This window comes from Cobetia sp. 1CM21F (assembly GCF_023161745.1).
Lineage (GTDB): Bacteria > Pseudomonadota > Gammaproteobacteria > Pseudomonadales > Halomonadaceae > Cobetia > Cobetia amphilecti.
In genome coordinates this window covers 281,382-294,232 of the sequence record NZ_JALNTQ010000004.1, presented here as the reverse complement: position 1 = coordinate 294,232, position 12,851 = coordinate 281,382, and the positions used below count along the sequence as shown (strand labels likewise).

General features: G+C 65.4%; 9 protein-coding genes and 1 other RNA gene. 2 read left to right on the top strand and 8 right to left on the bottom strand.

Translation table 11 applies throughout. From position 1 onward, the window contains the following. Window positions 1–88 precede the first annotated feature (88 nt). Window positions 89–443, top strand: a transfer-messenger RNA (tmRNA) gene (gene ssrA, locus MSG32_RS14510). Between the two features lie 179 nt (window positions 444–622). On the opposite strand, the gene MSG32_RS14505 is transcribed toward ssrA, so the two are convergent. The 4 genes from MSG32_RS14505 to MSG32_RS14490 all read right to left on the bottom strand — a co-directional run bounded on the left by MSG32_RS14505 (window position 623) and on the right by MSG32_RS14490 (window position 4,872). Next, window positions 623–1,480 carry an ABC transporter ATP-binding protein gene (locus MSG32_RS14505; protein WP_054556486.1) on the bottom strand — a complete coding sequence of 286 codons (858 nt, stop codon included), beginning with the start codon at window positions 1,478–1,480 and terminating at the stop codon, window positions 623–625. Window positions 1,481–1,633: 153 nt separating this feature from the next. Beyond that, window positions 1,634–2,692: an iron ABC transporter permease gene (locus tag MSG32_RS14500; RefSeq protein WP_082388719.1), complete on the bottom strand. Its 1,059-nt coding sequence runs from the start codon at window positions 2,690–2,692 to the stop codon at window positions 1,634–1,636. A gap of 138 nt (window positions 2,693–2,830) precedes the next feature. After that, window positions 2,831–3,799 carry an iron ABC transporter permease gene (locus tag MSG32_RS14495; RefSeq protein ID WP_043333495.1) on the bottom strand — a complete coding sequence of 323 codons (969 nt, stop codon included), beginning with the start codon at window positions 3,797–3,799 and terminating at the stop codon, window positions 2,831–2,833. A gap of 176 nt (window positions 3,800–3,975) precedes the next feature. Then, window positions 3,976–4,872, bottom strand: a complete 897-nt coding sequence (locus MSG32_RS14490) for an ABC transporter substrate-binding protein (protein WP_248380410.1) — start codon at window positions 4,870–4,872, stop codon at window positions 3,976–3,978. A 664-nt stretch (window positions 4,873–5,536) separates the two neighbouring features. Here MSG32_RS14490 and MSG32_RS14485 point away from each other — a divergent pair. Further along, window positions 5,537–7,921 (top strand): mechanosensitive ion channel domain-containing protein, encoded by a 2,385-nt coding sequence (locus tag MSG32_RS14485; RefSeq protein WP_248380408.1) that lies wholly within the window; start codon window positions 5,537–5,539, stop codon window positions 7,919–7,921. A gap of 139 nt (window positions 7,922–8,060) precedes the next feature. Here MSG32_RS14485 and MSG32_RS14480 read toward each other — a convergent pair whose 3' ends face one another. From MSG32_RS14480 to MSG32_RS14465, 4 genes are all read right to left on the bottom strand, one after another. Continuing rightward, on the bottom strand, window positions 8,061–8,645 hold the full coding sequence (locus MSG32_RS14480) for a DUF2780 domain-containing protein (protein ID WP_159055812.1): 585 nt from the start codon (window positions 8,643–8,645) through the stop codon (window positions 8,061–8,063). A gap of 522 nt (window positions 8,646–9,167) precedes the next feature. Beyond that, complete coding sequence (locus tag MSG32_RS14475; RefSeq protein ID WP_043333341.1) at window positions 9,168–10,391, bottom strand: heme biosynthesis HemY N-terminal domain-containing protein; 1,224 nt, start codon at window positions 10,389–10,391, stop codon at window positions 9,168–9,170. Then, window positions 10,388–11,959: a uroporphyrinogen-III C-methyltransferase gene (locus tag MSG32_RS14470; protein WP_248380406.1), complete on the bottom strand. Its 1,572-nt coding sequence runs from the start codon at window positions 11,957–11,959 to the stop codon at window positions 10,388–10,390. Before MSG32_RS14470 ends, MSG32_RS14475 begins: the two co-directional genes overlap by 4 nt. Beyond that, window positions 11,960–12,844 (bottom strand): uroporphyrinogen-III synthase, encoded by an 885-nt coding sequence (locus MSG32_RS14465; protein WP_248380404.1) that lies wholly within the window; start codon window positions 12,842–12,844, stop codon window positions 11,960–11,962. Between the last annotated feature and the right edge of the window lie 7 nt (window positions 12,845–12,851).

The window sequence follows — 12,851 nt, the reverse complement described above, 5'->3', positions numbered from 1 at the left end:
ATTTTCCTGAACGCTTGAACTGGCGTAGCACAGTCCCCACCTGTTATGATGAAGACGTAGCAACGCAGTAAAGTGGTAACACTGTTATGGGGGCGTTCTGGCATTCGACGCTGGTGGCAAACCCTGAGGTGCATGCCGAGATCGTAACGTATCTCGTAAATAAAACGTTGCAAATATATAGTCGCAAACGACGACAACTACGCTCTAGCTGCATAAGCTGCTCATGATACCGTTGCGCCTGTTCAAGGTGGATTGAGAACGAGCCCGTATAAACAGGATCGTCTTGGCCGACGTCTCTAAGGTCGAGATTAAAACTCAGAGAATCGCATTGCTGTAGCCTGTTCATTGGCGGCAGTCGTGTTAAATCAAATAATGAAACTAAGCATGTAGAGCCGAAGGCGGAGTGCCGGCGGACACGGGTTCGACTCCCGTCGCCTCCACCATATCCGTGACAGAAAGGCCTCCCTTCGGGGAGGCCTTTCTGTTTGTGGGCGATTTGTTCTGGCTGGGGCTTTCCTGTCAGAGGCAGACCGCTCTCTCAAGTCACCCTCTTCAGGCCTTCTCAAGGCCCGGCAGCGGCCACGCAGGCGCCACAGCGCCCGTCATGGCCACAGTCTCGGGTTCAGGTCGCGCTGCCGCTCAAGCGCTCGCTGGTGCGGCGTACACCGATCAGCAGCGGCGTGCCAGTGTCGGGATCGGGGATCAGGCGGCACTCGACCCCATAGAGCTTGCGCACCAGCTCCGGCGTCACCACCTCGGCGGGCGCACCCTCGGCGATCACGCGACCTGCGTGCATGGCCACGATGTGGTCGGCATAGCGGCAGGCGCTGGCCAGGTCATGCACCACCATCACGATGGTCTTGCCCTCTTCATGGGCCAGACGCTGGATCAGCTCGAAGACCTCGATCTGGTGGCCGAGATCCAGCGCCGAGGTCGGCTCATCCAGCAGCAGCAAGGGCGTCTGCTGTGCCAGCGCCATGGCGATCCAGGCACGCTGGCGCTGCCCACCGGACATCGAGGCCAGCTCACGGTCCGCCAGGCTCTCGATGTCGGCGGCGGCCATCGCCTCGGCCACCAGCCGCTGATCTTCCTCTGACCACTGACTCAGCGCACCCTGATAGGGCTGACGACCGAAACGCACCAGCTCATGCACCGTCACCCCCTCGGGCGAATGCGTCTCCTGAGGCAGCAGCGCGATGCGCTGGGCCACCTCGCGCCGCTTATAGGCGTGAATGTCCTTGCCTTCCAGCAACACCGCGCCTGACTCAGGCAACTGCAGGCGAGCCAGCCCTGCCAGCAGTGTCGACTTGCCACAGCCGTTGGGCCCGACGATCGCCGTCACCTTGCCGTCGGGCAGCCCCAGGGTCAGCGAATCGATCACGGTGACATGGCGCTGGCGCGCGCCGTAGCCCAGCGACAGCTCGTTCGCTCGCAGGGTGTCGGTGGTAGCCGCGGCGTGGCGATCGGCCGGGGAATTCATCGCTCGCGGATCAAGCATCGTCTCAGCGCTCATGGCGCACTCTCCTGAAACATCATCGGCCGCTGGAACATCATCAGCCGCTGAAACATGTCGTGCGACGCTGAGCGACAAGGGCTGGCCCTGGACCGCTCAGCAGGAAAATAGGGGCAACGGCTAGCGCGGGCTGCGCAGCAGTATCCACAGCAGATAAGGGCTGCCGACCACGGCCATCACGATACCTACCGGGATTTCCAGCGGCGACAGCAGGGTACGTCCGGCAAGGTCGGCCAGCACCATCACCAGCGCACCGGCCAGCGCCGAAGCCAACAGCGGCACGCCCTTGTGGCGCGACAGGTAGCGTGCGATCTCGGGGCCCACCAGCGCCACCATACCTACCGGCCCGGCCACCGCGACGGCCGCCGCCGTCAGCACGACCGACAGCCACAGCGTGATCAGGCGTACACGCGACACCGGCTGCCCCAGCCCGGTCGCCACGCGGTCGGTGAAGCGCAGCGTATTCAGCCCGCGTCCCAGCCAGAGCGCGATCGGCACGCCGATCAGCAGGGCCAGCCCCAGCCAGGTGAGCGAATCGGCATCACGCGCATTGAGGCTGCCGACCGTCCACGGATAGGCACTGTTGGCGGCATCGATGGAGACTCTTGCCAGCATCAGCTGCGTCCCGGCACCGAACAGCGCCCCGACCCCGATACCGGCGACCAGGAAGCGATAACCGCGCGTGCCGATGCCGCCGGAGAGCCCGAAGGCCAGCGCAGTGGCGATCACGGCACCACTCAACGCCATCACCGGCGGCGCCAGCGAGATGCCCATCCCGACCACGGAGGCCACCGCGAAGGCGGTCGCGCCATTGTCGATGCCGATGATGCCCGGCGTCGCCAGGCGATTGCCGGCCAGGGTCTGCATCAGACAGCCCGCCAGCGAGAAGGCAGCGCCTGTGGCAATACCGGCCAGCAGGCGCGGCAGGCGCAGTTCCTGCACCACGAAGACGGTGGCGAACTCGCCGTGCCCGAAGGCCGCCTTGAAGGCATCCCACGGCCCGAGGCCGGCACTGCCCAGCATCAGCGAGGCGACACTGGCCATCAGCAGCGCCAGCAGCAGTATTCCGGCCGCCAGCAATGGCGCACGCAACAGCAGCAGGGACAGCTTGCCATGTCGCCACCAGAGCGTGCCTGTGGGGGCCGAGCGAAGGGGATCAAGCGGTGAAGGTCTAGACATCATCGATTCCAAACAAGGCCCTGTCAGGACAACGCCTGACAGGGCCGGTCGATTCAAGCAAGGAGGCGATGGCGCCGGCACGCGCGCCAGCCTGGCCTCCATCATCGTTCACGCCGCAAGCGCCAGAGGCACCAGTCGCTACAGGGTGGGCAGACGGCGGGCACGCACCACGGCAATCAGCACGGGCGCGCCCATCAGGGTCGTCAGTACCCCCAGCGGCAGCTCCGAGGGCGGCACGACCAGCCGCGAGACCACATCGGCGCTCAGCAGCATGGTCACGCCCAGCGGCAGGCACAGCCACAGCGTGCGCCGCACATCGGCGCCGCACAGCGCTCGCGCCACATAGGGCACGGCGAGGCCGACAAAGGCCACCGGCCCTGCCAGGGCCGTCGCGGCACCGACCAGCAGCGCCACCACCAGGATCGCGACCTTGCGCACGCGCTTGGGATGATGGCCCAGGCCACTGGCGACCTGCTCACCCAGCACCATCGCGGAGAGCGGCCGCGCCAGCCACAGCGTCAGCAGCACCGCGAGCAGGATACTGGGCAGGCTGCTGTAAAGCGCCTCCAGCGAGCGCCCGGCCAGACTGCCGATCACCCAGAAGCGGATCTCGTCGGCCGCGCGCTGGTCGATCAGCAAGGCCAGAGACGTCAGCGCCACCAGCAGGCTCGACAGCGCCGCGCCGGCCAGCACCAGACGCACCGGGTCCTGACGTGCGCCGCTCATCCGCACGGTGCTCATCACGAACAGGCAGCCCAGCAGCGCACCACTCTGCGCCACCATCACGTGCATGCCGGTCGCTTCCATCCCCAGCAACAAGGCCACGGCCACGGCAAAGGAGGCCCCGGCACTCACGCCCAGCAAGCCCGGCTCCGCCAGCGGGTTGCGTGCCACCACCTGCATCAGGGCGCCGCCACAGGCGAGCATCATGCCGACCACCATGCCGATCAGGGTACGCGGCGCGCGTAGCTCGAGCACCACGAAGCGCGCCTGATCGCTGCCCTGTCCGGCCAGCACCTGCAGCGCCTGCCAGGGGCCGACATCGCCAGCCCCCCACAGCAAGCTGGCCAGACAGGTCAGCAGGGCACTCAGACAGGCCAGCGGCATCACCTGACGCAACGCAAGACGCCCGGAGACCTTGTGGGTCATCCGGGCGGCATGTGCGCGTGGCCTGCGGACCTGTGGAGAGGTCTCTTCAGCCTGCATACCACCTCCCGCGTCGCGGTTGCGGGAGGTCCCCTGCCAGCGCAGGGGTCAAACGTCGTGCACCGACATGACTGCGACTAGCCATCATCGCGCGCCCGGTCGATATCCTTCAGCAGTGCTTCCGCGGCCAACGGGCCGCTGGCGCTGGTCCACAACTGGCCATTCACGCCGACCAGGCTGTCGCGGTCCGCTGTCTCGAGACGCTGGAAGGCCGGCTCTGCCGCCAGGGCGTCGACCGCGGCATCAGAGGAGTCATCCATGGTGGCGAGGAAGATGGTCTGCGCATCGATGCGTGCCATGTTCTCGTCGCTGAGCGGATCGGAATGCGGGCGACCCGGCTTGACCAGATCACCGCCGACCAGCTCATAGCCGCTGGCTGCCATCAGGCCGGTCGCGAACAGCTGGTCGGACATCGCCATCAGGCCGCCCGGCATGCGACGCACCAGACTGGCGGTTTCCGGGGTGGTCATCTCGGCCTTCAGACGCGCGGCGTGAGCGTCGATGGCGGCCAGACGTGTCTCGAGTTCCGCTTCGGCCGTCTCGCCCAGCGCCTCGGCATAGACACGACTCTGCTCCTTCCAGCCCTGCTGGCTCAGCGCCGAAGCGCTCGGCACGACGGTCGGCGCCAGACGCGACATCAGCTGGTACTGGGTCTTGTCGAGGCCCGGCGGCGCCAGGATCAGGTCCGGCTTGAGCGCGACGATCGCCTCGAGATTGAACTCACGCGGCGTGCCGATGATCTTGATGTCCGGCACCTGCGACTGGATATAGCTCGCCACGCCATCACCGCCACGCGTGGTCACGGTGCCCAGCGGCGTCACCTGACTGGCGACGGCCACATCCAGCGCGCCTTCGTACAGGGTGACGACACGCTGCGGCGAGCCCTCGATGTCCAGCTCACCGTAGGCCGTCTCGACACTGCGTGCCTCGGCAGACAGGGAAGCCCCCATCAGCGCTACCGCCAAGGTCGCCATCAGGCCCTGTTTGAACCATGCAGGCCGGGTCATGCCACGAGCAGTAAAAGCAGTCGACGAGACGGTCATGCAGTACTCCGAAATGAAGGAAATGATCTCGCACTCAAGCGAAGGCAGGCGTGATCCTGCGCAGGACGATACCGCAAGGCGGCCCCTGTGCGCATGACTATCACACCTGAACAACGAATAATAATCAATCGCAACAATACCGACTCATCCTGTGACTCACCACACCAGTTCATGCAACGCGACATTGCAACATCCTGCGTGGCAGCAGGTCACGCCTCTTCCCCGAGCAGCGCCTGAAGACCTTGAAGGTTGGCGACGCCTGCCGCAGGCTGTGCGCAAGAATGTCTCTGGCGGAGTCCCCGCAGGGGTTGGGATAGCACCAAGTGCCCCGATAACTGAGGGATGGACTCTCGCTCGGCGTGCGCGCAGGACGCGCGTGACGCCCCTTCAACATCTACCTGACAGATCCTCGCGTTATTGATGGGACGCTTGCGAGCCTCTGATGCACCTGCGGAGCCTGCTCTCACTCTCTACCCCGACGCCTCACACACTCACCGACATGGAGAAGCCATCTGTGGCGATTCCGACACCCCCGCACTCCCCTCCCGCCCTTGCTGCCTCGCGCCAACCGGACTCATGGCGACCTGCCTGGCTGATGTCCGCCCTGATGATGCTGTTGATGGTGTTGAGCCTCGGGTTCAGCAGCCTGTCCCATGCCGCCCCGGCCGAGGACGGCAGCGGCGATGGCGCGACATCCTCCTATGAGAGCCTGGCCACGCTGCTGGAAGACCCCAGTCAGCGCGAGGCCCTGATCGAAGGCCTGCGACAGCTGGACAGCAAGGCGAGTGAACAAGCTGTCGAGGTGGCGGGGGAAGACGTCACCCTGAGCGAGGACTCGCCGTCACTGTCGCGTCAGCTGGCGGCCATCAGCCAGGACCTGGTCGCGGATCTCTCCGCCACGCTGGACCGCATGCTGGGCACCCTCGATGGTCTGGCCAACGAGGACGCCGACGAGATCGACTGGAGTCGCTTCACCAGCGAGGCCGTGAGCCTCGGGCTTGTCGTCATCTCGACCATCGCGCTGTTCCTCGTGCTGCGCAGACTCGCCAAGCCGCTGTTCTCGCGCGTCAGCCAGTGGTCACTGGATGGCCAGCACCGCAGCCCGCTGCTGCGCACCCTGCTGGCGGTACTGGTCGCGGCGGTGGTGGACATCGCGGTCATCGGTCTCGCCTTCCTCGGCGGCTATCTGCTCGCCATCTTCGCCTATGGCGAACAGGGCGTGATCGGTCAGCGCGAGTCGATGTTCCTGAACGCCTATCTGGTCATCGAGCTGTTCAAGGCCTTGATGCGCATGCTGTTCTCGTCCGGTTACAAGGGGCTGCGTCTGCTGCCGATGCCGGATGACGTGGCGCGGTACTGGAACCGCTCCCTGGCCATGCTGGCCGGCTTCATCGGCTACGGCATCCTGGTCGTGGTGCCGATGATCAACAACAATCTGGCGCCGGCCGTCGGCAGCTTCGTCAATCTGCTGATCATGGCCATCACCCTCGTCTGGGCCATCGTGGTGATCTCGCGCAATCGCATCATTCTGCGTGACCGCCTGCTCACTCAAGCCCGCGAGGCGAACAACGCGCTCATCGCCGTGTGTCTGCGCATTCTGGCGTGCACCTGGCATCTGATCGCGCTGGCCTACTTCGCCACCCTGTTCATCATCTCGCAGACGACGCCTGAAGAGGCGCTGCCATTCATGATGGGGGCAACGCTCAAGACGCTGCTCGCCATCGGCGGCGGTGCTCTGCTGTCGCGCGTGGTGACACAGCTGATCGGCAAGCGCATCCAGATCTCCGACAAGCTGCGCGGTCAGCTGCCGCTGCTCGAGAAGCGCCTCAACTCCTACATTCCCACCGCGCTGCGCATCATGCGCGCCATCATCCTGATCGTGGTGGTCGGCATGGTGCTGAATGCCTGGCACATCGTGGCGCTCGGCGAGTGGCTGGCAACCGATGCCGGTGCCCTGCTGCTATCGCGCATCTTCCATGTGCTGTTCATTCTCGCCTTCGCCATCGCGGTCTGGGTCGGCATCGCCAGCCTGATCGAGCACAAGCTCAATCCGGACACCGGCAAGGGCAAGCCGTCCTCGCGGGTAGAAACCCTGCTGGCGCTGTTCCGCAATGCCATCGCCATCGCGATGATCGTCTTCACCGCGATGATCGTGCTGTCCGAGATCGGCATCGACATCGCGCCGCTGCTGGCCGGTGCCGGCGTACTGGGTCTGGCGATCGGCTTCGGCGCCCAGAAGATGGTGCAGGACATCATCACCGGGGTGTTCATCCAGCTGGAGAACGCCATCAACACCGGCGATGTGGTCTCTGCCGGTGGCGTGACCGGTACTGCGGAACGCCTGACCATCCGCTCGGTGGGCATCCGCGACCTGTCCGGCACCTTCCATATCGTGCCGTTCTCGTCGGTGGATACCGTCTCCAATTACATGCGTGACTTCGCCTACCATGTCGGCGAATACGGCATCTCCTATCGCGAGAATGTCGACCACGCCATCGTGCACCTGCGTGCGGCCTTCGATGAGCTCGAGGCAGGCAGCTATGGTCCGGAGATTCTCGAACCGGTCACCATCGCCGGCGTCTCGGCCCTGGCCGACAGCTCGGTCAACATCCGCGTGATGATCAAGACCAGCCCGGGCAACCAGTGGGCTATCGGCCGCGAGTACAACAAGCTCGTGAAGCAGCACTTCGACGCCGCAGGCATCGAGATCCCGTTCCCGCACATGACCATGTACTTCGGTCAGGACAAGGACGGTGGCGCGCCGCCGGCCAACGTGCGCACCATGCAGGCGCCGTTCGTGATCGATGGCTCGGCCGCCGGTCAGCCGAAGACTCCCGAGCAGCGCGAGGCAGCCGCCAAGGTCGCCAAGCGTCGCGAGGAGAATCCGCTGACGCGTCATGCCACCGAAGACGGGGAGGTCGTGGATGCCGAGGAACAGCGCATCCGTCAGACCACCCAACCGGATGCCGACGGCGACTGATCAAGCGCCTGCACTATCCCGACACGGCTGCCTGCGCAGGCAGCCGTCCTGAAACGAAAACGCCCCCGAGCCAGTGGCTCGGGGGCGTTTTCATGTGCGGGCATAAAACACTGCCTCACACCTCATGCACGAGGCTGGCTCAGGAGCCGGTGCCCCACATGCTGGACAGCGAGCTCAGCAGCGTCGAGCTGACGCCTTCGCCGCCCATGTAGCTGAGCAGCACTGGCGCGAACTGGGAGACCATGCTGCTGTCCATGCCCAGCGCGGAGAAGGCGCTGTCCAGAGACGCGCTGTCATCGACATTGCCGACGGTGCTGGCCAATGCCGTGGCATTGTCGTTGCCGCTCAGGCTCGCCAGGCTGGAGAGCGTGGACAGCGAGCTGCTGCTGGTCAGGCTGGACAGCTGCGGCACGTCGGTGGACAGCTCGGAGGTCGCGCTGGTGCCAAGCTGGGACTGGGCCAGCGCCAGCATGGCAGCAGAGCCACCCAGCGCCTGAGTGGAGGACACACCCAGCTGGGAAGTCAGGCTGGACATCAGGTCGGCCGCCGGCAGGGACTGGCCTGTCTGGCTGCTCAGCATGCTGCTGGCGAGGCTCATCATGGAACTGGACGAGCTGGAGGAGCTGGCGGCGTTGCTGGAAGAGCTGTTACCGGTAGCGGCACAACCGGCCAGTGACACGGCCAGTACAGAGGCGCCCATCAGGGCCAGGGACTTATGCAACATGCAGACTCCATCATCGCTTGGGGAAACGGACCGGACTCGGCCCGTAGATGCGCCACGTGCATGGGCGCATCCGACACGCAGAATCATCGCACGGAGGAATCGCTTCCAGCCAGCGCCACACGCTCACGCTCCGGCCGTGCAGACCCGGACGCATCGTTGCCGGATCAGCAACGAGAAATCCGGCACCGGCCATGCCCACGCCAGCATGCACCCGCCGACATCTCACGGCGGCGTGCTGACAGGGCGAAAGCCTGGGCGAGAATGCCCACAGCGCCCGTCATACGGGCAAAAAGAAGGGCATCCCGTCACACAGCGTGCGAACGTGGATACCCCGGAGAGAAACCTGCATCACCGGCCGACAGCGCGACCGGTGCAATTGGGCAATACCTTTCATCAAACAAGGAAACATCGTGCAAGCCGCCGAGTGCCTTGTCCGCCAGCCTTCTTCATGACGCCTGGCATGCCCTGGTTGGCACTAGACGGCTGTAGCTCGACGGTTGACTGACACTCGGCGGCCGCCCCTCAGGCGTTGTCCTTGCTCGGCTGCGGCAGGGCCGGCAGTGAGCGATCCAGCAGCTCGACGCTCTGACGGTAGTAGAGCTGACTCTTGTTGTGCTCGCCCAGGTTGGCGAACAGACGCGCGAGTTCAGCACACACCGTACCGCTCGGACGCTGGCGCTGGCTAGCCTCGAAGTACTCCTGAGCCTTGCCCCAGCTGGCGTTGCGCAGTGCCAGACGGCCCAGCGACAGCAGCAGGTCCGGATCATTCGGACGCTCCTGCAGCCACTTCTCGGCATACACCAGCTGACGCGGTGCATCCACGTCCAGCAGGCCGTAACGCAGCACCAGACGCGAATCCCAGCACTCCTTGAGGGAGTGACGCAGCAGACGCTCGGCCAGACCTTCCTGGCCACCGGCGATCAGCGCCTCGGCGTAGAGCGCGACCAGATTCACGTCGGTGCGCAGGTGGTCCGGCATGTCGGCCCACAGGTTGCGCACGCGCTCGATGTCTTCCGGATTGCGCGCGGCCTGCTGGATCAGCGCCACATAGGCACGCTGTTCCAGCTCCTTCTTCTCCTCGGGGGAGATGAGGTCCTGCTTGTCGAGACGCGGCATCAGACGACGCAGACCATCCCAGTCATTGACCGCCAGATAGGCCTGCTTGAGCAGCTTGAGCACCTGCGGGTGCTCGCCCAGCTGCTTGTCGAGACGCGTCAGGGTCGCCAGTGCCTGTTCGTGCTGCTGGCGGTCCAGCATCAGCTGCGCCTGCACCAGACCCACGGCACTCTCGGAGCCCTGGGTGGACTCGTGCGCCCGCTTGAGCAGCGTGTCCGCCTGCTCGAAACGTCCCTGATAGTGCGCGGCCAGGGCGGCGGACAGGTAGTTGACCAGCGGCGTGCTGGAATCTTCCGCCGAGTGGGTCAGCGACTTCTCGGCCCGCTTCCAGCGGCCTTCGGCCAGCGCCACCAGGCCCCGTACGGTCTTGCGCGTGGCATTGCGGTGACGGGTACGGCTGTTCCACACCTTGAGGCGGGAGAACGGATGCGCGAAGCGCGACAGCAGGCGCAGACCGAAGTGCAGCACCACGAAGCCCGCGAACAGCAGGATCAAGCCGAACCAGAAGGAGGTCTGGACCGAGGTATCGCCGACGCGAATCAGCCAGTAGCCCGGGAAGGCCTGCATCAGTTGCCCGAACAGGGCACCGATGGCCAGCCCGATGATGATCAGCAGTATCAGGACTCTCATGCGTTGCCACCCCCTTGCTGGGCGCGACGCTCGATCAGCTCACGCAGCTTGCTCAGAGAGGCGGAGATGTCAGGCAGCTCCGGACGGATGGTCTTGCTCTTGAGCTCTTCCAGCTTGGCGACGGCATTCTGCACGCCATCGGTCTTGGTGTCGTAGTAGCCATTGACCAGCGTGATGGCCTTGTCGATGGCGGCCTGGTAGAGCTTCGGCTCCTCCTTGAGCAGCGCCAGCTGCGCCTGCTCCAGCACCAGACGCACGTTCTGACGCAGGTAGGATTCCTGCTCCGGCGTGATCAGGGCTTCCAGTGCCTCGTCATGACGACGCACGGTGACCAGGTCCTTCAGCTCGTTGCCGAAGCGGGCCAGCTGCTGCTGCCAACCGCCTGTCGGCGCTGCGTCGTTCTCGACCTTGGCGGCGATCTCGGCCACGTCCTGCTTGAGCGGCAGACGCGCCAGCTGTTCCTGCTCGGCGAGCAGCGCCAGATAGATACCGCTGCGGTCGACGCGCGGCACGCTGTCCAGGCTGGCCAGTTCGGATTGGATGGCCTTGCGTACCGGCAGCAGCGCCGGGTTGTTGGCCGCCGCGATACGCGCATCCGCGTTCTCGAGCAGCGCATCGGCACCGTTCACGTCACGCTCCAGCTGCAGACGCTGGTTGGCGAGGCGCAGCAGATACTCGGCTTCCGCGTAGTGCCAGTCACGCGCGTCGGTCTGCTGGGACTTGCTGAGCTCCTCGAGCACCTTGTTGAGGGCCTGCTCGGTGTCCTGGCTCTCGCTGGACAGGCGCTTGTCGAGCTCGCTGACGCGGGATTCATTCTTTTCGAGCGTGCTCGACAGGCCATCGACCTTGCTGGAAACCTGGCCGACCTGCTGGGTCACGCTCTCGCTGACCTGCTTGTCGAGGCCCTGGGCATCCGGCAGCGCATTCAGACGCTGCCAGCCGAACCACGCCAGCACCGCGACCACGATGGCCAGCACGATGACGAGAATCAGCGCGATGCTGCCGGCCTTGCTCTTCTTGCCCTGCGGCTCGCCGGGCGGCGGCGTGCCGGGTGCCGTCGTGCCACCCAGGCCTGCACCACCCGCGCTGGCCGTCTTGCCAGCCGGCGTGGAGGGCTTGCCGGGAGTCGCCTTGCTGGAAGAGGCCTTGTCAGCACTCGGCTTGGCGGCAGACGCCTCCTTGGCGGGTTCGCTACGCTCCGGAAGCGGCGATTTTGCGCCGGAAGGCGTCGATGCGTTGTCGTCTGAAGTCTGGCTCACGGGCGTGGACTCACTGGCAGTGGAGGATGAGGTTGAAGAGGAGGAGCTGCCCTGCCCCTTGCCACGCCCACGACGATTGCGCCCACCTCGCGAGCGGCGCTCGCGCGGGGCATCAGCCGTGTCGGATGACGAGGAAGAGGACGAACGGGAGGCCTCGGCGCCAGGGCGGCCAGAGGCAGTGTCATCGGCGGAAACGCCGGAAGCGGAAGAAGCATCTGATGCGCGAGCGGCAGCATCCTTGTCGCCCGACTTGCCGGGCGTCATGCCGGCAGAGCCGTTATCTTCCTGATCGTGTTCTCGGTTGCTCATCTACGCTTGCCCTTTTCCGGATTCTTGGGAATCGATGGCCTCACGCGGACCAGGCGCAGTGGCGCCGGTCACTGCATGGCGAGTCTTGCTGATGGGGGCGCAGGCGCGAAGTACTGCCTGCGTCAGGGCCCCGGGTGAAGCGTCCTCGGCGACCGTCACGCGCTCGAAACCATGAGCGTGTGCCAGTGTAGCCAAACGGTGGCTCGACACGATTAGCGGTTGGTGCAAGGCCTGCGGCGTCACCGACGCCATCACCGTCTCGAGCAGTTCATTGCTGGTCACCACCATTGCATCATACGCGCCCGCCGCCAGACGGCCAGCCTGTTGCGGCGACAAAGCCAACGGAAGGCGTCGATAAAGTGCCAGACGCGTGACCTGAGCACCCCGTGCCACCAGCGTCTCTTCCAGCAGCGGACGCCCACCTTCACCAGCCACCAGCAACCAGCGCTGACCCGCAAGCATCCTGAGCGATGGCAGCGACAGCAAGGCTTCGCTGGTGGTGCCGACCGGCGCATCGCGCTCGGCATGCTCACCACGCGTGGCGCGCGGCGGGACACGCACCGGCACGCCCAGCCGCGAATGCAGCACTTCGGCCGTGGCTGCGCCGACGGCATAGAAACTGACGCCTTCAGGCAGCTGTGGCCACCACTCCTCCAGCCAATCGGCCAGATAGCCGGCGGCCTGGGGCGAGATCACGATCACGCCGCGATACAGATCGACATCGATGATCGCCTGGCGCGCGGCGGGTTCCAGCGGCAAGGCCTCGAGCGCCATCAGCTTGAGGCATTCCACCTCGCAGCCGGCCTCACTCAGCATCGCATCGAGAACCGCTCCGCGCGAGCCCGGCCGCGTCGTCAACACCTCAAGACGCGACGCCTTTGCCATCGCTGAC

Excerpts from the sequence above, each read along its gene's own strand:
- MSG32_RS14480 (WP_159055812.1), bottom strand. The coding sequence starts at position 8,645 with ATGTTGCATAAGTCCCTGGCCCTGATGGGCGCCTCTGTACTGGCCGTG.
- MSG32_RS14505 (WP_054556486.1), bottom strand. The coding sequence starts at position 1,480 with ATGAATTCCCCGGCCGATCGCCACGCCGCGGCTACCACCGACACCCTG.
- MSG32_RS14485 (WP_248380408.1), top strand. The coding sequence starts at position 5,537 with ATGTCCGCCCTGATGATGCTGTTGATGGTGTTGAGCCTCGGGTTCAGC.
- MSG32_RS14475 (WP_043333341.1), bottom strand. The coding sequence starts at position 10,391 with ATGAGAGTCCTGATACTGCTGATCATCATCGGGCTGGCCATCGGTGCC.
- MSG32_RS14470 (WP_248380406.1), bottom strand. The coding sequence starts at position 11,959 with ATGAGCAACCGAGAACACGATCAGGAAGATAACGGCTCTGCCGGCATG.
- MSG32_RS14495 (WP_043333495.1), bottom strand. The coding sequence starts at position 3,799 with ATGCCGCTGGCCTGTCTGAGTGCCCTGCTGACCTGTCTGGCCAGCTTG.
- MSG32_RS14500 (WP_082388719.1), bottom strand. The coding sequence starts at position 2,692 with ATGTCTAGACCTTCACCGCTTGATCCCCTTCGCTCGGCCCCCACAGGC.
- MSG32_RS14465 (WP_248380404.1), bottom strand. The coding sequence starts at position 12,844 with ATGGCAAAGGCGTCGCGTCTTGAGGTGTTGACGACGCGGCCGGGCTCG.
- MSG32_RS14490 (WP_248380410.1), bottom strand. The coding sequence starts at position 4,872 with ATGGCGACCTTGGCGGTAGCGCTGATGGGGGCTTCCCTGTCTGCCGAG.